The 19,357-nt window shown below is 63.1% G+C and carries 13 protein-coding genes and 1 pseudogene; 10 read left to right on the top strand and 4 right to left on the bottom strand.

Annotated elements, in window-relative coordinates:
- From NKG95_RS27355 to NKG95_RS27325, 7 genes and pseudogenes are all read left to right on the top strand, one after another.
- Positions 1–192: pseudogene (locus tag NKG95_RS27355) on the top strand (protein-L-isoaspartate O-methyltransferase); the annotation flags it as partial.
- A 186-nt stretch (positions 193–378) separates the two neighbouring features.
- Positions 379–1,770, top strand: coding sequence for a TolC family outer membrane protein (locus tag NKG95_RS27350; protein WP_353043030.1), 1,392 nt, complete (start codon positions 379–381; stop codon positions 1,768–1,770).
- Positions 1,771–1,968: 198 nt separating this feature from the next.
- On the top strand, positions 1,969–2,832 hold the full coding sequence (locus NKG95_RS27345) for a DUF2497 domain-containing protein (RefSeq protein ID WP_352495394.1): 864 nt from the start codon (positions 1,969–1,971) through the stop codon (positions 2,830–2,832).
- 436 nt (positions 2,833–3,268) lie between these two features.
- Complete coding sequence (locus NKG95_RS27340; protein WP_352547326.1) at positions 3,269–6,052, top strand: valine--tRNA ligase; 2,784 nt, start codon at positions 3,269–3,271, stop codon at positions 6,050–6,052.
- A gap of 380 nt (positions 6,053–6,432) precedes the next feature.
- The gene (locus tag NKG95_RS27335) at positions 6,433–7,653 is read left to right on the top strand and encodes an OmpP1/FadL family transporter (RefSeq protein WP_352860256.1); all 1,221 of its coding nucleotides are present in this window, start codon (positions 6,433–6,435) and stop codon (positions 7,651–7,653) included.
- Positions 7,654–7,931: 278 nt separating this feature from the next.
- Complete coding sequence (ilvD, locus tag NKG95_RS27330; RefSeq protein ID WP_353043029.1) at positions 7,932–9,656, top strand: dihydroxy-acid dehydratase; 1,725 nt, start codon at positions 7,932–7,934, stop codon at positions 9,654–9,656.
- Positions 9,643–10,479, top strand: a complete 837-nt coding sequence (locus NKG95_RS27325) for a tetratricopeptide repeat protein (RefSeq protein ID WP_023678939.1) — start codon at positions 9,643–9,645, stop codon at positions 10,477–10,479. The genes ilvD and NKG95_RS27325 overlap by 14 nt, the downstream gene beginning before the upstream one ends.
- 24 nt (positions 10,480–10,503) lie before the next feature.
- Here NKG95_RS27325 and NKG95_RS27320 read toward each other — a convergent pair whose 3' ends face one another.
- From NKG95_RS27320 to erpA, 4 genes are all read right to left on the bottom strand, one after another.
- Positions 10,504–10,818, bottom strand: coding sequence for a hypothetical protein (locus NKG95_RS27320; protein ID WP_023720051.1), 315 nt, complete (start codon positions 10,816–10,818; stop codon positions 10,504–10,506).
- A gap of 77 nt (positions 10,819–10,895) precedes the next feature.
- Positions 10,896–11,690: an exodeoxyribonuclease III gene (gene xth / locus NKG95_RS27315; RefSeq protein ID WP_023720052.1), complete on the bottom strand. Its 795-nt coding sequence runs from the start codon at positions 11,688–11,690 to the stop codon at positions 10,896–10,898.
- Between the two features lie 30 nt (positions 11,691–11,720).
- Positions 11,721–12,110 carry a VOC family protein gene (locus tag NKG95_RS27310; RefSeq protein ID WP_352495391.1) on the bottom strand — a complete coding sequence of 130 codons (390 nt, stop codon included), beginning with the start codon at positions 12,108–12,110 and terminating at the stop codon, positions 11,721–11,723.
- Positions 12,111–12,112: 2 nt separating this feature from the next.
- Entirely contained in the window at positions 12,113–12,460 is a 348-nt protein-coding gene (erpA, locus tag NKG95_RS27305; RefSeq protein ID WP_352467016.1) for an iron-sulfur cluster insertion protein ErpA, read from the bottom strand.
- Positions 12,461–12,533: 73 nt separating this feature from the next.
- On the opposite strand from erpA, the gene NKG95_RS27300 reads away from it, so the two are divergent.
- The 3 genes from NKG95_RS27300 (at position 12,534) to NKG95_RS27290 (ending at position 19,345) form a co-directional block, all read left to right on the top strand.
- Positions 12,534–13,748, top strand: a complete 1,215-nt coding sequence (locus tag NKG95_RS27300) for a deoxyguanosinetriphosphate triphosphohydrolase (RefSeq protein ID WP_352495390.1) — start codon at positions 12,534–12,536, stop codon at positions 13,746–13,748.
- Positions 13,749–13,809: 61 nt separating this feature from the next.
- Positions 13,810–15,567 (top strand): arginine--tRNA ligase, encoded by a 1,758-nt coding sequence (argS, locus tag NKG95_RS27295; protein WP_353005391.1) that lies wholly within the window; start codon positions 13,810–13,812, stop codon positions 15,565–15,567.
- 103 nt (positions 15,568–15,670) lie between these two features.
- Complete coding sequence (locus NKG95_RS27290) at positions 15,671–19,345, top strand: SPOR domain-containing protein (protein WP_353043028.1); 3,675 nt, start codon at positions 15,671–15,673, stop codon at positions 19,343–19,345.
- Positions 19,346–19,357 lie beyond the last annotated feature (12 nt).

Raw genomic sequence — 19,357 nt, 5'->3', positions numbered from 1 at the left:
GGGGAGGTGCCGGCGGCGCTGTTCGACCAACTTGCCGAAGGCGGCCGACTCGTCGCCGTGGAGGGGCAGGGCAATTCGGGCGTAGCCCGGCTTTTTTTTAAGACTGGAGGGGTTGTAACGGGAAGACGCGCATTTAATGCGGCAATTAAGCCACTACCTGGATTTGAACGCATTCCCGCCTTCGAATTCTGAGTGATTTTGCCTTGCAGCGAAGGCGCTGTCATGATCGCTTGCGTTTGAACAATCGTTGCTGATCTGCATAACCGGGTGTTTCTTGGGGGCTTTCAGCGGGGGAACGATAAAAAACGCGGCGCCGGCTGATCAGAGGAGAAGCCAGCGTGGCGCAGTTCCCGTGCAAAACGAATGAGGGAATATAACGTGCCGTCTGTACGCAAGTTGCTTTTTACCGCTGTCCTCGTTTCGGCGACCGCGCTTTCTCCAATGGCCGCCTCGGCCGAAACGATCATCGGGGCCCTTTCAAAGGCCTACCAAAACAATTCCTCGCTCAATTCTTCACGCGCCGGCGTTCGTGTCACCGACGAGGGCGTCGCCATCGCCAAGTCGGGCTGGCGCCCGACCATCACCGGCTCCGCAAGCATCGATTATACCGCCAGCCACAGCAACCGGTTGCACCAAAACATCTCGTTGACCACCGGCAACTTCGGCGTCGAGATCAATCAGACGCTGTTTGACGGTTTTCAGACCAGGAACAATGTGGCGGCCGCGGAATCGCGGGTCAGCGCCTCGGTCGAGAGCCTGCGCAACACCGAAGAGAACACCCTTTTCAACGCGGCAAGTGCCTATATGGACGTCATCCGCGACCGCCAGATCGCGGTGCTGACCGAACAGAACCTGCAATTCCTCACCGAGCAGGCGCGTGCGGCGCGTTCGCGCTTTGAGGTCGGCGAAGGCACGCGCACCGACGTCGCGCAAGCCGATGCTTCGCGCGCCTCCGCGGTGGCGCAGTTGAGCGCCGCCCGCGCGACAGCGCTGGCAAGTGCTGCGACCTATCGCCAGATCGTCGGCGACGAGCCGGGCAAGCTCAGGCCGGCTTCGCCGCTGTCGAAGCTGTTGCCGTCGAGTCTCGATGCAGCGATTGCCATCGCATCGGCCGAACATCCGGCCATCCTCGCCACCGAGCACCTGGTCGACGCGGCGGGGTTTTCGGTGAAGTCGGCAGAAGGCGCGCTGCTGCCTCAGCTCTCGGCGTCGGCGGGTGTTTCGAGCGCCTATCGCGGCACCGCGCCCGGCTCGCTCGCCTCGACACAGGATGGCGCAACCAATTCGGCGAACATCGGCGCGACATTGACGATACCGATCTATTCCGGCGGCCGCACCTCGGCATTGGTTCGCCAATCAAAGGAATCACTTAGCCAGGCCCGTATCGAGGTCGATGTCAGCCGCGACACCGTGCGCCAGGCCGTGACATCGGCATGGACGCAATATACCGCCGCGCAGCAAAGCGTCACGGCCAACCGGCAGGTGGTCGCCGCCGCGCAACTTGCCTTGAACGGCGTCATCGAGGAGCGCAATGTCGGCCAGCGTACCACGCTCGACGTTCTCAATGCGCAGGCGACCGTCATCACCGCCAAGATCAATCTTGCCAGTGCCGAACGCGACGTGGTGGTGGCAAGCTATGCCATCCTCTCGGCGGTTGGCCATTTGTCGGCAGACCGCCTTGCGCTCAATGTGACGAAGTACAGGCCGGAAGAGCATTACAACGCCGTCAAAGACAAGTGGATCGGCCTGCGCACGCCGGACGGCCGCTGATCGCCAGGCCGTGTTTTCAGCCCGCGCTCGAACGACGCGCGGGCTTCCACTCCCGACCCTAATCTGTTGAAATCCGAGATGTCGCCAGATTGGGGATTCTCGCAGGGCGTTCCGTCGGTTACGCTGTCGCCATGATTCGAATCCGGCATTGCCGGACAGGAAATCTGAGAACGAGTCACAAGGGCGGCGGATGTGACGATGGCGACGGCAAGCAGCGTACAGCGCGAACCTTCCATGGAAGAGATACTGGCTTCCATCAGAAGGATCATCGAGGACAGCGATACCGGCCGCAAGCAGCCGGGCGACGCGGACGAGCTGCGCCAGGATCTGCAACCGGCGCCGGCAGCCGGACGGGCAGCGGAGGGCGATGCGTTCCGTTCCGAACTGCGCGGCGGACTGGAGATCGCCAAGCCGGCCACGCGGGCCGAGGTGCAGCCATCATCCGCGCCCGTCAATGCGTATACGGAAGTGCGTCCCGGCCCGGCAAAAGCGCCGGTCACTCTGGCTGAGGTGAACACCGCTCCCGAACCACCCGCAAAGCCGGATCGGCCTGCGACGGCCAAGGCTGCCGAGACGACGGACACCATCATTGCCGATTGGCGGCGCGAGATCGCAGCGGTCGGCGACGCGATGGCCAAGCCGGACCGGGCCGAGCCACCCCGGACGCCGGACGCCGGGCCAAAAGCCGAGGTTTTCGAAGACGAGGCGACTGCTGGACCTGCGCCGGAGCCTTCTGAAAATGGGCCGCAGTCTTCGGAAAGCGGCCTGGAACCTTCGAAAATCGGCCCGGGACCTTCGAAAATGGGATTGGCGAGTTCGGCGGCGAGCGAGGCGCCGTACTCTCGGCCGGCGATCCTTTCGGAACATACGGGGCGGCAGGTTGCCGCCGCCTTCGGCGAGCTTTCAGACGCATTTGCCAGCCGCAGCAAGAAGACCTTCGACGAGATGGCCGAGGAGATGCTGCGGCCGATGCTGCAGGACTGGCTGGACAACAACCTGCCGACGCTGGTCGAGCGGCTGGTGCGCGAGGAAATCGAGCGCGTCGCGCGGGGCGCGCAGTAGCAATTCGGAGAGCCGCCGATGGGCGGCGCTCGACCGGCAAATCGTCGAAGTCGGCGCTGCACGTCATCCGCCTGCCGGCACCCTCCCCGTATAGTGACGGGCAGAAGGGGCTGACCGCAACCCCGCCGCGTTTTCCGCAACGTTCGTGATTGGCGAAAGCTTCAGTACAGGAGTGCAGGCGTCTTTCTCCCCGTCACTACACGGCGAGAAATGCCCGGTCCACCCTCCGCAGCTTCAGCGCAGCTGCTGCGGAGGACGGGCACGGCAATGAGGGGCAGCGCAAACCTGAAGCGATTGCCTTGCAACGTCACTTCCGCGAGTTGCACCTAACCATCCCGGCGCTATCTATCGGCCATGCCGCCCTTGCGGTTGACTTGGCAACAACCTTCCGATTTACACCGGACCACAAATTCCGGACAGCGCGGACCGTTTTCCCATGCTCGAAAAGACCTACGACGCCAAAGCCGTCGAGCCGAAGATTGCCAGGATTTGGGAAGAGGCCGACGCGTTTCGGGCCGGTGCCGGCGCCGAGGAGGGGGCTGAAGCCTTCACCATCGTCATCCCGCCGCCGAACGTCACCGGCTCGCTGCATATGGGCCATGCGCTCAACAACACGCTGCAGGACATTCTGGTGCGCTTCGAGCGCATGCGCGGCAAGAACGTCTTGTGGCAGCCGGGCATGGATCATGCCGGCATCGCCACCCAGATGGTGGTCGAGCGCCAGCTGATGGAAAAGCAGATCCACCGTCGCGACCTGACGCGCGATGAGTTCATCGACAAGGTGTGGGAGTGGAAGGCCGAGTCCGGTGGCGCCATCCTCAACCAGCTGAAGCGGCTCGGGGCCTCGGCCGACTGGAGCCGCGAGCGCTTCACCATGGACGAGGGCCTGTCGAAGGCAGTGCTCGAAGTGTTCGTGACGCTCTACAAGGAAGGGCTGATCTACAAGGACAAGCGCCTTGTGAACTGGGACCCGAAGCTGTTGACCGCCATCTCGGATCTCGAGGTCGAGCAGCAGGAAGTCAACGGCAACCTCTGGCACTTCCGCTATCCGGTCGAAGGCAAGACGTTCGATCCGGAAAATCCGAAAACCTTCATCACCGTTGCGACGACCCGCCCCGAGACGATGCTGGGCGATACGGCTGTCGCAGTCCACCCCGACGACGAGCGTTTCCGGCATCTCGTCGGCAAGAACCTCATCCTGCCGATCGTCGGCCGCAAGATCCCGGTGGTGGCGGACGAGTATTCCGATCCCGAAAAAGGCAGCGGTGCGGTCAAGATCACGCCGGCGCATGACTTCAACGACTTCGAGGTCGGCAAGCGCCACCGGCTGCCGGCGGTCAACATCCTCACCGTCAATGCGGCGGTGAGCCTCAAGGACAATGAGGACTTTCTGGCGGGACTGGAAGTGACGCCGGAGCGCCAGGCCGTCTGGGACGGCCTCGATGGCCTGGATCGTTTCGATGCGCGCAAGAAGATCGTCGAGCTGATGGAGGCGGGCGGCTTTCTTGAAAAGGTCGAGCCGCATCGCCACGCCGTGCCGCACGGCGACCGTGGCGGCGTGCCTATCGAGCCGTTTCTGACCGACCAATGGTATGTCAATGCGGCGGAACTGGCCAAGCCGGCGATCGCCTCGGTGCGCGAGAGCCGTACCAATTTCGTGCCCAAAAACTGGGAAAAGACCTATTTCGACTGGATGGAGAACATCCAGCCCTGGTGCATTTCGCGCCAGCTCTGGTGGGGCCACCAGATCCCTGCCTGGTACGGGCCGGACGGGCATGTCTTTGTCGAAAAGACCGAGGAAGAAGCGCTCGGTGCCGCCGTCGAATATTATCTGGCGCTGGAAGGGCCGTGGAAGGCCTGGGTCGAGGACAAACTCGAGAATTTCCAGCCTGGCGAGATCCTGACCCGCGACGAGGACGTGCTCGACACATGGTTCTCGTCGGCGCTGTGGCCGTTCTCGACGCTCGGCTGGCCGGACCAGACGCCGGAGCTGAAGACCTATTACCCGACCGACGTGCTGGTCACCGGTTTCGACATCATCTTCTTCTGGGTCGCCCGCATGATGATGATGGGCCTGCATTTCATGGACCAGGAGCCGTTTCATACCGTTTATGTGCATGCGCTGGTTCGCGACAAGAATGGACAGAAGATGTCGAAGTCGAAAGGCAACGTCATCGATCCGCTCGACCTCATCGACGAATATGGCGCCGATGCGCTGCGCTTCACCTTGACGGTGATGGCAGCGCAAGGGCGCGACGTTAAGCTCGATCCGGCCCGCATTGCCGGCTATCGCAATTTCGGCACCAAGCTGTGGAACGCGACGCGTTTCGCCGAGATGAACGAAGTGGCGCGCGACGACGATTTCTGGCTGCAGGACGCCAAGCTGGCGGTCAACCGCTGGATCCTGACGGAGCTGACGCGAGCCGCGCGCGACATAACCGACGGCATCACCTCGTACCGCTTCAACGAGGCGGCGGGTGCTGCCTACCGGTTCGTCTGGAACCAGTTCTGCGACTGGTACCTGGAACTGCTGAAGCCGGTATTCATGGGCACCGACGAGGCCGCCAAGGCCGAGAGCAGGGCATGCGTCGCCTTCGTGCTGGACGAGATCTACAAGCTGCTGCATCCGATGATGCCGTTCATGACCGAGGAACTGTGGGCCGAAACCGCCGGCGAGGGCAGGCAACGGCCGTCGCTGCTTTGTCATGCGGCTTGGCCGTCGCCCGACTTCGAGGACGAGGAGGCCGCCGCCGATATCAACTGGCTGGTCGATCTCGTCTCCGGCATCCGCTCGGTGCGTTCGGAAATGAACGTGCCGCCGGCGGCGATAGCACCCCTGATGGTGATCGGTGCCAACGACACGACACACGAAAGGCTCGAGCGCCAGGCGTCGGCCATCAAGCGGCTGGCGCGGGTCGGCGACATCTCGCTGGTCGATGCGGCACCCAAGGGCTCCGCGCAGATCGTCGTTAACGAAGCGACCATCTGCCTGCCGCTCGGCAGCCTGATCGACCTTGCCGCCGAGGCAGCGCGCCTGCAGAAGGAGCTTGCCAAAGTGACCGAGGAAATTGCGCGGCTTTACAAGAAGCTGTCCAACGAGAAATTCGTTGCCAACGCGCCGGACGAGGTGGTGGAGGCCGAGCGCGAAAAACTCGCCGAGTATCGCGAGGCGCAAGAGAAGCTTTCGGTGGCATTGACGCGGGTGCGCGATGCCGGCTGATCAAACAAATTGGGCCGGCTGGCCGCAATAGATTCGCCGGTCACGAATCTGCCTTCAAGACAGGCCGCCTGCCACGAAAACAGGCATTCCGCAGCGTAAATCTTGACGCAAACTGAATGTTTTTGCCCCATTGTTGCCATAATGTAACAATGGCTGACTGGGCACGCAAAATGCCCCGTTCTGTAAGGATTTAGGCGGTTTTCCCGAGTTTTCTTGTCGATTTGTATTGAGGCGGCCATTTTCCCGCCTCGGGAAAAAGACCGCAACCTTGTCGGAAATGCGTTCAGCCAAGGTGTACATGTACGCACGGCGAATTCGTTGTTGCGCGGTTAACCTGAATTGGTTCTAGCTTGATGCAAGGATATTCGGGGAGGAGATTCATGTGTTATTCGCGTCTGAAAGCACTGCTGGGCGCGGGGGCTTTTTCGCTGGCTTTCGTTGGGACGGTGCAAGCCGGGGGCTTTGACCGGGGCGGCGTCAACATCGACCAGCTGTTCGACGCGGCGCCATATTCGTTCGACGCAGGCGTCACCTATGTTTCGCCCCAGCGCAAACTCAAGAATGTGCAGCGTCTGGATGGGTCGGGATTGTCGACGTCGGCGGTGGATGTTGGTGGCGACTATGCGGTGCCGCATGTCGGCATCAAGGCCAACATCTTTGAGCCCGTAGACTGTCTTGCCACCTATACCAGACCGTATGGTGCGGACGCAAATTTCGGCATGAACAACGCCTATTCGCCGACAGCGGTCAAATACTCCGTCGACACAGACGATTTCGGCCTCACCTGCTCCTACAAGGTGAACGTCGGCAAGGGCGCCATACGATTCATTGGCGGTGTCTCCTACCAGCAGGTCGACGCGTTTCTGTCCCGCCAGACACTGCTCGCCTTCGGCAATACCGGCCTCGGTGTCTTCAAGCTGTCCGACGAGGCATGGGGTTGGCGTGCGGGCGCAGCCTATGAGATCCCCGAGATCGCTCTGCGCGCCAGCCTGATGTACTCTTCCAGCTACAAATATGACGGGCTGTCGGGAACGGTCGACACGACCGGCTTCAGGGGCGCCTTTCCAGCGGATCTGGTTCCTGGCTCTACCGGCGTGTACCCAGTCTCGGCGTCGGCCGAGATACCTCAGGCTCTGGAATTCAAGCTGCAGAGCGGTATAGCTCCTGGCTGGCTGGCCTTTGGTTCCATCCGCTGGCAGGAGTGGAGCAAGCTTGGCGTCATTGCCATCAATGGCGTGCGCAGTCCGGTAACCGGTGCTCCCTCGCCCGTTTCATTCGACCTGCTTTATCGCGACGGCTGGACGATCACGGGCGGTATCGGTCACAAGTTCACCGACCAATTGTCGGGCGTGGTTTCGCTGACCTGGGATCGCGGCACCTCGACGACCTCCGGCTATCAGTCGGATACCTGGGCCGTGGCCAGCGGCGTCTCCTATTCGCCGAACGACCAGGTCGAGGTCAGGCTCGGCGGCTCGATCGGTGTGCTGACGAGCGGGTCATCGACTTTCAGCGGTGTCGGCGACGTGGCAAATGCCGTCACCTATACCTACGGCAACGACCTGCTTCTCGCCGGTTCGGCTTCCGTCAAGATCAAGTTCTAACTACAAATTTTTAAACGACAAAACGGCCGGGCACTGCCCGGTCGTTTCGTTCGGTGCGTCATCCGTCATTCGGCCAGCGCAACAATTGCCCCCATGATGTTCGCTCCGATAATTGTGACGTTTCGGCAACAGTTTCTGAACAACCCTCGCGCCACCCGGCCGCCCGGGAACATTGCCCATTTCCCGCCATAAACCCGGCGCACCTCGAACTTGTCTCGGGACACGCGCCAAAAGGCTAGGCGAAGAGGCAGGCCGCACCGCCCGCGGCGAGGACGAGTATGGACGCCAGAGCGATCTCCAAGGCCAAGCTGCCAAGCCGTCACGTGACCGTTGGTCCCGAGCGGGCGCCGCATCGCTCCTACCTCTATGCGATGGGGCTGTCGGCGGCCGAGATCGCGCAGCCGCTGGTTGGTGTCGCCAGCTGCTGGAACGAGGCCGCACCTTGCAACATCTCACTGATGCGCCAGGCGCAAGTGGTCAAGAAGGGCGTGGCGGCCGCCAAAGGCACGCCGCGCGAATTCTGCACCATCACCGTCACCGACGGCATCGCCATGGGCCACCAGGGCATGAAGTCGTCGCTGGTGTCACGCGAGGTCATCGCCGATTCAGTCGAGCTTACCATGCGCGGCCATTGCTACGATGCGCTGGTCGGCCTGGCCGGTTGCGACAAGTCGCTGCCCGGCATGATGATGGCTATGGTGCGCCTCAACGTGCCGTCCATCTTCATCTATGGCGGCTCGATCCTGCCCGGCAGCTACCGTGGCCGGCAGATCACCGTGCAGGACGTATTCGAGGCGGTCGGCCAGCATTCGGTCGGCACCATCGGCGACGCCGAACTGCTAGAAATCGAGCAAGCCGCGTGTCCGTCGGCCGGCTCCTGCGGCGCCCAGTTCACCGCCAACACCATGGCCACCGTCGCTGAGGCGATCGGCCTGGCGCTGCCCTATTCCTGCGGCGCGCCGGCACCCTACGAGATGCGCGACCGCTTCAATTTCGCTTCCGGCGAAAAGATCATGGAGTTGATCGCAAGGAACATCCGCCCTCGCGACATCGTTACTATGAAAGCGTTGGAAAATGCCGCGACCGTGGTCTCGGCCACCGGCGGCTCGACCAACGCGGCGCTGCATCTGCCGGCGATCGCGCACGAAGCCGGGATAAAGTTCGACCTTTTCGACGTGGCCAGGATATTCGAAAAGACACCCTACATCGCCGACCTCAAGCCGGGCGGCAAATACGTCGCCAAGGACATGTTCGAGGCCGGCGGCATTCCGCTCTTGATGAAGACGCTGCTCGACCATGGCTATCTTCATGGCGATTGCCTGACGGTGACCGGCCGCACTTTGGCCGAAAATATGGAACATGTTTCCTGGAATGACAGCCAGGATGTGGTCCGTCCCGCCAACAAGCCGATTACCCAGACCGGCGGAGTCGTGGGCTTGAAGGGTAACCTTGCCCCCGAAGGCGCGATCGTGAAGGTCGCAGGCATGGCGGAACTCAAATTCTCGGGTCCGGCGCGCTGCTTCGATTCGGAAGAGGAATGTTTCGAGGCGGTTACGCGCCGTAACTATAGCGAAGGCGAGGTTCTCGTCATCCGTTACGAGGGTCCGCGCGGCGGCCCGGGCATGCGCGAAATGCTGTTGACGACGGCGGCTCTCTACGGCCAGGGCATGGGCGGCAAGGTGGCGCTCATCACCGACGGGCGTTTTTCTGGCGCGACGCGCGGTTTCTGCATCGGCCATGTCGGGCCGGAAGCGGCCGTCGGTGGCCCGATCGGGCTTCTGAAAGACGGCGACTTGATCTCGATCGATGCGGTGAACGGCACGATCGAGGTTGCATTGTCCAAAGCCGAACTGGCGGCGAGGGCAAAAGCATGGAAGGCGCGCACGACCGACTATCAGTCGGGCGCGATCTGGAAATACGCACAGACGGTCGGATCTGCCCGCGACGGCGCGGTCACCCATCCGGGCGGTGCCAAAGAAACACACTGCTATGCGGACATCTGAGTTGTTGAGGTCGTCTGTCCTTTCGGCACTGGTTGCGCTCGCCACGTTTGGCGCGACCTTAGGCGCCGTCGGCCAGGCCATGGCCTTCGACGACAAGGTGTTCGACGACAAGACCGGCGTGAAGCCGCAGTCGAGCCCGTGGGCGGTGTTCCAGTTCGGCTTTTCCGCTTACAAGAACGGCCATAAGGAGCAGGCCGCGGAAGCCTACAAATATGCCGCCGAGAACGGCCAGATCGGCGCCACCTGGAAGCTTGCGCGCATGTATGCCGAAGGCGATGGCGTGGCGCGAGACGACTACGCGGCGTTCAAGTTCTTCAGCGAGATCGTCGACCAGGACGTCGAGCCCGGTTCGCCCGAGGAAAGCTATGTTTCGGACGCGCTGGTGGCGCTTGGCGACTATCTGAGGAAAGGCATTCCCGGCAGCCCCGTCGAGGAGAACGAGGTGGCGGCCCAGGAATATTACATGCGTGCCGCCGCCAACTACCGCAATCCGAACGCCCAGTTCGAGATGGGCCAGATGTTCCTCAAGGGCGAGGGCGGCGTCAAGGCCAGCGTCAAGCAGGCCGGACGCTGGTTCCAGCTGGCGGCCGAAAAGGGCCATGCGGGCGCGCAGGCGACGCTCGGCAACCTGCTTTTCCAAAGCGGCAAGATCGTCCGCGGGCTGGCGATGATGACCGCGGCACTCGAACGAGCCTCACCCGCCGACCAGCCATGGATCCGCGGCATGCAGGAAGAAGCGTTTGCCGCCGCCGGCGAAGCCGACCGTCGCACCGCGATTTCGCTGGCCGACGACATCCTGACCAAGGGTGGCGGCGACCAGTAGGCCGGCGGGATTTGTCGATTTAAATCAGTTCTCGGTCGGTTTCGCCGGCACGCCGCCGGGCGCCGGTGTTGATATCGGCGTGCCTTGCAGATGCGGGGCCAGTGTGTTCTCCGGGCAGCCGTCCCGCTGCTTTGTCCAGGACGTGTTGTTGAGCACCATCTCGCAGCGGGCGAGGTGGCTTTGTCCGGCAAGTGTCAGGCAGGCCATTTGACCGATCTGGAACGATTTGCCATTGGCAAGGCATAGCGGAGCGGCAACGGCCGGCATCGCGCCAAAAGCGAGCGCCGCGGCACACGTGCAAAGTGCAAGTCGGATAGTCATGGGAACCCCAGCCACCATGATGATTTCTCATCAAGCGCGCGATTTGTGGCGATAAGAGGTCAACTTCTCAATGTGCCGCCGGACAGCAGCTCCGATCAGGCCGGCCGCAGCGCCAGATCGATCGCCACCGGCACATGGTCGGAGGGTTTTTCCCAGGCGCGCACCTGTTTTTCGATCGAAGCCGAGGAAAACCAATTGGCGGCTTCGGGCGACAGAAGCAGGTGGTCGATGCGGATGCCGTTGTTCTTCTGCCAGGCGCCGGCCTGATAGTCCCAGAACGTAAAGACGTCGGGGGCGTCGGTGACGGCACGCACGGCTTCGGTGAAGCCGAGATTCTTCAGCCGCCGGAACGCCTGCCGCGTTGCGGGCTGGAACAGCGCGTCGCTTAGCCAGTTTTCCGGATATTTCGCATCGGCCGGCTCAGGAATGACATTGTAGTCGCCGGCCAGGACCAGCGGCTCTTCCAGTGCAAGCCGCTCCTCGGCCCAGCGCTCCAGCCGCGTCATCCAGGAAAGCTTGTAGGAGAACTTCTTCTCGTCGTCGATTGGGTTGCCGTTCGGCAGATAGATAGAGGCAACCCGCAAGGCGCCCTTGTCGGTCGAGAACACGCCTTCGATGAAACGCGCCTGCTCGTCGGCATCGTCGCCCGGCAAGCCGCGATTGACCTCGTCGAAACGCAGCTTCGACAGGATGGCGACGCCGTTGAAGCCTTTTTGGCCGTAGGTCTCGACATTGTAGCCGAGCGCCTCGATCTCGGCGCGAGGAAATTGCTCGTCGACCGTCTTGATCTCCTGCAGGCAGGCGATGTCGGGCGCGCTTTCCGTCAGCCAATGGGTCAAATTGCCGATGCGGGCGCGGACGCCGTTGATGTTCCAGGTGACGATTTTCATGACGTCCTCGATAGGCTGGTGGTCCGGAGACTAGCGATCCGGCGGGTGACGTTCGACAAGGCCGATCGTATTGCCTGCTGGGTCCTTTAGGAAGGCCATCCACTCGCTTTCCCCCGCCTGGCCGAACAGGCCTTCGGTGTCGCGATGGACGAGCGCCGGCGGCGCGGTGAAGGGAACACCGGCGGCCCTTGCCGAAGCGTGGAACTCTTCGAGGTCCGATATGTCGAGATAGACGGTGCCGGCCGGCAGGCCGTCGGTGAAAAGCAGGCGCACGTCACCTGCCATGATGAAGGCGATGCCTGGAGGATCGAAACGCGCATGCAGACTCATGCCGAGCACCTCGCGCCAGAAGGCCAGCGTTGCGTCGAGGTCGCGTCCGGCGGAAAGCGCGATCTGACGGACCGCGCCGATGTCGGGCATTTCTAGATCGAGAAGCTGGTGCCGCAGCCGCAGGAGGCGACCGCATTGGGGTTCCTGATCTGGAACGACTGGCCCATCAGATCGTCGACAAAATCGATCACCGAGCCGCCCATATAGACCAGCGACAGGTCGTCGATCAGCACGGTTGCGCCGTCCTTCTCGATGGCGACGTCGTCATCATTGCGCCTATCGACCAGATCGAACTTGTAGGAGAAGCCGGAACAGCCGCCGCCCTCGACCGAGACGCGCAGGGCCGTCTTGCCGGCTTCGCTCGCCACGATCTTGGCGATCCGCTTGGCGGCGGCGTCGGTCATCTCGACTTTCATGGCGGTCTTGGCATCAGCGCCCATGGGCGTCACCTTGCTTTCGGTTTCGTATGATAGGTATGAAGCGCGACGGGGCAAGTCAACTGCGGCATACGCTATGACCAACGAGTTGGGCGACATCGGATTCGGCTATCGGCCGCGCGCGGCCTATGCCAGCGACCCGGCGAAGTCGCGCGGCCGGCTGTTCGACGAGGTGGAAAGCCCGACGCGCACGCCGTTCCAGCGCGACCGCGACCGCATCATCCATTCGACGGCGTTCCGCCGGCTGAAGCACAAGACGCAAGTGTTCGTCGCACACGAAGGCGACCATTACCGCACAAGGCTGACGCATTCGATCGAGGTGGCGCAAATTGCACGCGCTCTGGCGCGGGCACTGCGCGGCGACGAGGACCTGGCCGAGGCGGTGGCCCTGGTGCACGACTTCGGCCACACACCCTTCGGCCATACCGGCGAGGACGCGCTGAACGAGAAGATGGCCGCCTGGGGCGGCTTCGACCACAATGCGCAATCGCTGCGCGTGGTGACGCGGCTGGAGCGGCGCTATGCCGAGTTCGATGGGCTGAACCTCACCTGGGAAACGCTGGAGGGGCTGGTCAAGCACAATGGCCCACTGACCGATGCCAAGGGCAAAGGGCTGAAGGGGCCGGTGCCGCAGGCGATCCGCGACTATTCCGAACTGCACGACCTCGAGCTCGACCGCTTCGCCGGTATCGAGGCGCAGTGCGCGGCGATTGCCGACGACATCGCCTACAACACCCATGACATCGACGACGGGCTGAGGGCAGGGCTGCTGACGCTGGACATGCTGGAGGACCTCTCGCTGCCGGGGTCGATCCTCAAGGGGGTGCGTGAGCGCTATCCGGCGCTCGATGACGTACGCACCGGCCACGAGCTGATGCGCCGGCAGATCACTATCATGGTCGAGGACGTGATCGTCTCGACGACGGCCAATCTGGCGCGCATCAAGCCCGACAGCGCCGAGGCGGTAAGGGCGGCCGGCGAGACGATGGTGAGCTTCTCCGCCGAGACGGCCGTATCGGAAAAGGAGCTGAAGGCCTTTCTCTACAAGCATCTCTATCGGCACGCGGAGGTCATGCGGGTGCGCGCCGACGCCGACCAGATCGTCAGGGACCTGTTCGACGTCTATTTCGCCGATCCGCGCGCCATGCCGGATGGCTGGCGCGAAGGGCTCGATCGGGCGGAGGATCGCGTCAAGGCGCGCAGTGTTGCCGATTTCCTGGCTGGCATGACGGACACTTATGCACTCAAGGAACACAGGCGTTTGTTTGACCATACGCCGGATTTGAGCTAGGGCGGGCGCGATTTTGCCGGCCAACGAGCCGGATCCCTGCAAAACCGTCAGAGCCATAGCAATGAACATCTTCGCCGATTTCAACGCGCGAATCATAAAGGCCGTCGAAGCGCTTGATTTGAAAGACAAGGATGGCGTGCCGCCGGATCTGTCGCGCATCGCCGTCGAGCCGCCGCGCGATGCCAGCCATGGCGATCTCGCCACCAACGCTGCCATGGTGTTGGCCAAGCCGACCGGCCAGAACCCGCGCGCGCTGGCCGAAAGGCTGGCCGAGGCGCTGCGCGCCGACGAGGATATCGCGGCCGCCGAGATCGCCGGTCCGGGCTTCGTCAATCTCAGGCTCAAGGACGGCTTCTGGCAGGCGCATCTGACGGCGCTGCTCGGCGAAGGCCGCAATTACGGCCGCTCGACTGTCGGCGGCGGCAAGAAAACCAATGTCGAATATGTCTCGGCCAACCCGACCGGGCCGATGCATGTCGGCCATTGCCGGGGTGCCGTGGTCGGCGACGCGCTCGCCAACCTGATGGCCTTCGCCGGTTACGACGTGACCAAGGAATATGTCATCAACGATGCCGGTTCGCAGATCGACGTGCTCGGACGCTCGGTCATGCTGCGCTACCGCGAGGCGCTTGGCGATGAGATCGGCGAGATTCCGGCCGGGCTTTATCCAGGCGACTATCTGATCCCCGTTGGTCAGGCGTTGGCCAGCGAATTCGGCCGCTCCCTACTGCAGATGCCGGACGAGGAGGCACTTGCCATCGTCAAGGACAGGACGATCGACGCGATGATGGCGATGATCCGCGAGGATCTGGCGCTGCTCAACGTGCATCACGACGTCTTCTTTTCCGAGCGGACGCTGCATGCCAACAATGCGAAGAAGATCCGCTCGGCGATCAGCGACCTGACGCTGAAGGGCCACATCTACAAGGGCAAGCTGCCGCCGCCCAAGGGCGAGAAGCCGGACGACTGGGAGGACCGCGAGCAGACGCTGTTCCGCTCGACCGCGGTCGGCGACGACATGGACCGGGCGCTGGTCAAATCGGACGGTACCTTCACCTATTTCGCTGCCGATGTCGCTTACCTCAAGGACAAGGTCGATCGCGGCTTCGTCGACCTGATCTATGTGCTTGGCGCCGATCATGGCGGCTATGTGAAACGGCTGGAAGCGCTTGCCCGGGCGATTGCCGGCGACGAGGTCAAGCTTACCGTGCTGCTTTGCCAGCTGGTGAGGCTGTTTCGCGCCGGCGAGCCGGTGCGCATGTCGAAGCGGTCGGGCGAGTTCGTGACCCTGCGCGAAGTGGTCGAGGAGGTCGGCCGCGACCCGATCCGCTTCATGATGCTCTACCGCAAGAACGACGCGCCGCTCGACTTCGACTTCGCCAAGGTGACCGAGCAGTCGAAGGACAATCCGGTATTCTACGTGCAGTATGCCTCGGCGCGCTGCCATTCGGTGTTCCGGCAGGCGAGCGAGCAGTTGGGCGAGGCCATGTTCGACCGCAACCAGCTGGCCGCCGAAGTGGCTTTGCTGACCGATGAGGGTGAGATCGGCCTGATCAGGAAGCTCGCCGAATATCCGCGGCTGATCGAAGCCGCGGCGCTCGCGCTTGAGCCCCACCGGCTGGCATTCTACCTCTACGAACTTGCTTCCAGCTTCCACGGACACTGGAACCGGGGCACCGATAATCCCGACTTACGTTTTGTTAAGGTTAACGACCGACAATTGACGCATGCCAGACTAGGGCTGGTGCAGGCTGTTTCGGACGTTTTGACGTCCGGCCTGACGCTGATCGGAGCCAATGCGCCCACCGAAATGCGTTAGGTTTGAGTAAAAAACCTGTCACCTTTTGCCCACATTGCGCTGGTAAGGGCCAACCCTACGCGACGTCCATGGCGTCCGAATGAGTGCGAGTTCGGGAACAATAATGGCAGACAGAACCCAGCTGAGAGCAGCCGACCACAACGACATCGCCAACGATGATCCGTTCGCGGAACTGACCAGGATCATGGGGTTCGACCCGCGCCAGCCGGTCAAACCGCAAACGCCGGCCCAGCCGAAAACCGCTGCCGTCGAGCCGCCGGAGGGCGAGGCCGATTTCGACATCGATCTCGAGAAGGAGTTGATGGGCGAGTTCGGCGCCGACGCCAATGACAATGCTTCCCCTGTCGAGCTTCGCGAGCCGGCATCCGAACCGGCTACCACGGATGAGATGGAGGACGCGCTTGCCGCCTCGTTCGAACAGGATTTCGCGTTCGACGACAGTGCGGTGGATGATGCTGCTCCTGTTGCGGCCGCTCCTGTTGCCGCCGACGAAATTGCCTCCGGCCCCGAAAGGTCGTTCGCTCCCGCTGTCGAGCCGGAGTTCGACGACGAGTTCGATAACGCCGTCGGCGGCTCGCTCGAAGACGTGTCGCCGTTCGAGGACGACTTGTCGAGTGACGACGAACTTGCCGGCCCTGTCGACCAGGATTTTCGGCTCGACGACGATGTGACGGGCAAGATCGGGGCGACGGGCGAGGACGGACCTAGGGCCGCAGCCGATGCATACGCGCCGGTCGACGAGCCCGCCTTCGACGACGAGCCTGCCTTCGACAATGAGTTCGACAACGCCGTGGCCAACTCGCTCGAAGACGAGCTGATGCTCGAAGAGCATGAGCCGATGGAGCAGGCCGTCGCCGTTGAAACCGCGGCGCAAGCCGCCGAGCCTGCGTTCGATGACGAGTTCGACGATGCCGTTGCAAGCTCGCTCGAAGACGAGCTGATGGTCGACGAGCATGAGCCGGCGGAAACCGTCGCCGCCCCGGCATCGCCGGTTGAGGCGGTTTCGGACGATGAGAATTTTGCCGGCCATTTCGATGATGCCATGGCCGACGTCGACATGGACTTAGACGTTCGCCCGAACGAGCCTGCCGAAATCGAAGAACCAGAGGCCGTCGAGCTTTCCGGCACGGCTGCTGAAGCGGCGTTCGACGACGATTTCGATCTGAACTTCGACGATGCGCTTGCCGAAGACGTCGAAGAGCCCGTGGCGCAGGTCGTTGCGGCCGAACCCGTGCCGCCGGCCGCCGCTGTCGCCCCGACGGCCCCAGTGGCTGAGGAACGCAGCCTGGAAGACGAGCTGAACGCGCTGCTGGGGGCGATGAGCACACGGCCGGCACAAGCGGCCAACGAACCTCAGACAAGCCAGCAGCCTGCCCAGAAGCCTGTGATGGCTGCTGCTCAGCAGCCCGTGGCGCCCGCAATTCAGGAGCCAGCAGTGGCCGCTGAACAGCCCATGGCGGGGGCTGAAGACGTCACCAACGGACCGGTGCATCCTGTCGACGAACTGGATTGGGAACTCGACGAACACGAGCCCGCTGAGCCGCAGCAGTCCAGTGCCGCCGATGACGCCGATCTTGGCAGTGTCCTCTTCGATGAGCTTGAAGGCGAGGATTTCGGTGTTGAAGCCGCTGCCGGACCTGCGGATGATTTGGACAACGATGCGCTCGATGCCGATTTCGCCAGGAATATCGGCCTGGATCATGACTCGGCCGACAAGAGTGCCGCAGCTGCTTCCGAAGAAGATCCGCTCGATGCGCTGAACTGGCTGACGACACGCGCCACGCCGCCCGAGCCGGCCCGCTCGTGGAGCCGCGTGACGCCGGTCGCACAGCCTCAGCCCGCTTTTGCAGGCCAGCCGGTGGCTTCGGCGCGTCCGGCACCACCGCCGCAGCCGGCTGCGGCGCCGTCCTATCGGGCCGCACCGGTCGAAGAGGCGCCGTCCTATGAAGGCCAGGCATCCCGTGAAGAGAGGCCGTCCTATGAAGATCGGCCCGCCTACACGGAAGCTGCACCAACCTCGCATCAACAGCCTTCCGCGTATGACGAGATGCCCGATGTCGAGACGGTCGACGTGCCCGAGCGCGTCGTGGCGCTGGCGGACGATCTCGACATTCCGGAGCTCAACTTCGACGATGACGAGCCGGTGGCGCCCGCCTACGACGATCTTGATGCCGATTTTGCCAGCCTTCTCACCGAAATGAATGCCACGGATATAGCGCCTGCCCCGGTGCGCAGTGCTGGCTATGACGATGAATACGATGCGGGCTTTGCGTCTGGTTATAAGCAAGATCGTGGCGAGACGCGCGCCTATGGCGCCAAGCCTGCGGAAGCCCCCGTCAGCGCGGCGGCCGCTTCCTATGCCGATGCAGCGGACGGTTTCGATCTGGGCCCATTGCCCGGTGGCCAGCCGGTTTCGCAAGCCGACGATTTCACCTTCGATGAGCTCGACTACGATCCCGAACTGGACGACGAGATGTCGGTCCCGGGCCTCGCCGAACGCGAGGCCGAAAGGCGGCCGCGCAGGCGCGGGCTGCTGATAGGAGCGATAGTCGGCGCGGTGGCGATCGCCGGAGGCCTTGGCGCCTTTGCGTTGACCCTCGGCGGCAAGAGCGACGGCGATGCGCCGGTTATCGTCAAGGCCGACAACAGGCCGATCAAGATCAAGCCGGAAAATCCAGGCGGCGCCGTCGTGCCGAACCAGGACAACAAGGTCTATGACGCTGTGGTCAAGGGCGCCAAGCCCGCCGAGCCCGTTCAGCAGAAGCTGGTCACCAACACCGAAGAGCCTGTGGACCTGAAAGCCAACGAACCGGAGAGCCGCGTCGTCGATCTTTCGCCCAATGACCCCGACGCCGCGGACGATCTCGACGCGCCCGGCACAGTGGCGTCCGACACCAACGCCTCTGGTATCAACGCGCCTGATACCAACGCGCCTGACACCGATGCGCTTGGCGCCAATGCCGCTGGCGGTACCGAAACTGCCGCCGCACCGGCGCCCAAGTCCGAGGATCGCATCGCGCAGGTTCTGCAGGAGGCCGAGAAGGGTGCCAACCCCGAGATCGTCGCCGTTGCGCCGCGCAAGGTACGGACCATGGTCGTGAAACCTGACGGCTCGCTGGTGGCGCGCGAGGATCCGGCGCCTGCCGCCCCGCAGATGGCTGCTGCCGAGCCGGCAGATCCGGCGCCGCAGCACGTGGCTCCGTCGGCCCAGGCCGACGCCGCCGCGCAGACTGGCACCGTGCCCCTGATCGAGCAGATGACAAGTGATCCGAAGATTGGCGATCAGAAGATTGGTGACCAGCCGAGTGGCGATCAGGCGAGTGGCGATCAGGCCGAAACCACCAAGCTGCAGCCGGCGCCCAAGCCCGACACCAAGGCCGAAGCCAAGGCCCAGCCCTCAGCCAGCAAGCAGTCCGCCAACACCCCGGCCACGGTCCCAGTGGCGCCGCAGCGTCCGTCCGACCAGCCGGTCGACGTAGTCGGCGAAGTCAAGCCCGATCAGGTTGCTTCCATCGATCCGGCCGCGGCCGGCGCTGGTTCGTGGTCGATACAGATCGCTTCGCAGCCGACAGTCGAAAGCGCCCAGTCGACTTATCAGGATCTGCAGCGCCGCTACGGCAGCGTGCTTTCCGGCCGCACCGCCAACATCGTCAAGGCCGAAATTGCCGGCAAGGGCACCTTCTACCGCGTCCGCGTTCCAGCGCAGTCGCGCAACGAGGCGATCAAACTGTGCACCAGCTACAAGGCTGCCGGCGGCAATTGCTTCGTGTCCCACTAGCGGCACCAAAAA

This window comes from Mesorhizobium sp. M1423 (assembly GCF_040317575.1).
Classification (GTDB): Bacteria; Pseudomonadota; Alphaproteobacteria; order Rhizobiales; family Rhizobiaceae; genus Mesorhizobium.
This window is presented reverse-complemented; position numbering and strand designations above follow the sequence as displayed.

Coding starts and splice junctions, on each gene's coding strand:
- ilvD (WP_353043029.1), top strand. CDS start 7,932: ATGGACGCCAGAGCGATCTCCAAGGCCAAGCTGCCAAGCCGTCACGTG.
- NKG95_RS27320 (WP_023720051.1), bottom strand. CDS start 10,818: ATGGTGGCTGGGGTTCCCATGACTATCCGACTTGCACTTTGCACGTGT.
- NKG95_RS27340 (WP_352547326.1), top strand. CDS start 3,269: ATGCTCGAAAAGACCTACGACGCCAAAGCCGTCGAGCCGAAGATTGCC.
- erpA (WP_352467016.1), bottom strand. CDS start 12,460: ATGGGCGCTGATGCCAAGACCGCCATGAAAGTCGAGATGACCGACGCC.
- NKG95_RS27345 (WP_352495394.1), top strand. CDS start 1,969: ATGGCGACGGCAAGCAGCGTACAGCGCGAACCTTCCATGGAAGAGATA.
- NKG95_RS27300 (WP_352495390.1), top strand. CDS start 12,534: ATGACCAACGAGTTGGGCGACATCGGATTCGGCTATCGGCCGCGCGCG.
- NKG95_RS27310 (WP_352495391.1), bottom strand. CDS start 12,110: ATGCCCGACATCGGCGCGGTCCGTCAGATCGCGCTTTCCGCCGGACGC.
- xth (WP_023720052.1), bottom strand. CDS start 11,690: ATGAAAATCGTCACCTGGAACATCAACGGCGTCCGCGCCCGCATCGGC.
- argS (WP_353005391.1), top strand. CDS start 13,810: ATGAACATCTTCGCCGATTTCAACGCGCGAATCATAAAGGCCGTCGAA.
- NKG95_RS27335 (WP_352860256.1), top strand. CDS start 6,433: ATGTGTTATTCGCGTCTGAAAGCACTGCTGGGCGCGGGGGCTTTTTCG.
- NKG95_RS27325 (WP_023678939.1), top strand. CDS start 9,643: ATGCGGACATCTGAGTTGTTGAGGTCGTCTGTCCTTTCGGCACTGGTT.
- NKG95_RS27290 (WP_353043028.1), top strand. CDS start 15,671: ATGGCAGACAGAACCCAGCTGAGAGCAGCCGACCACAACGACATCGCC.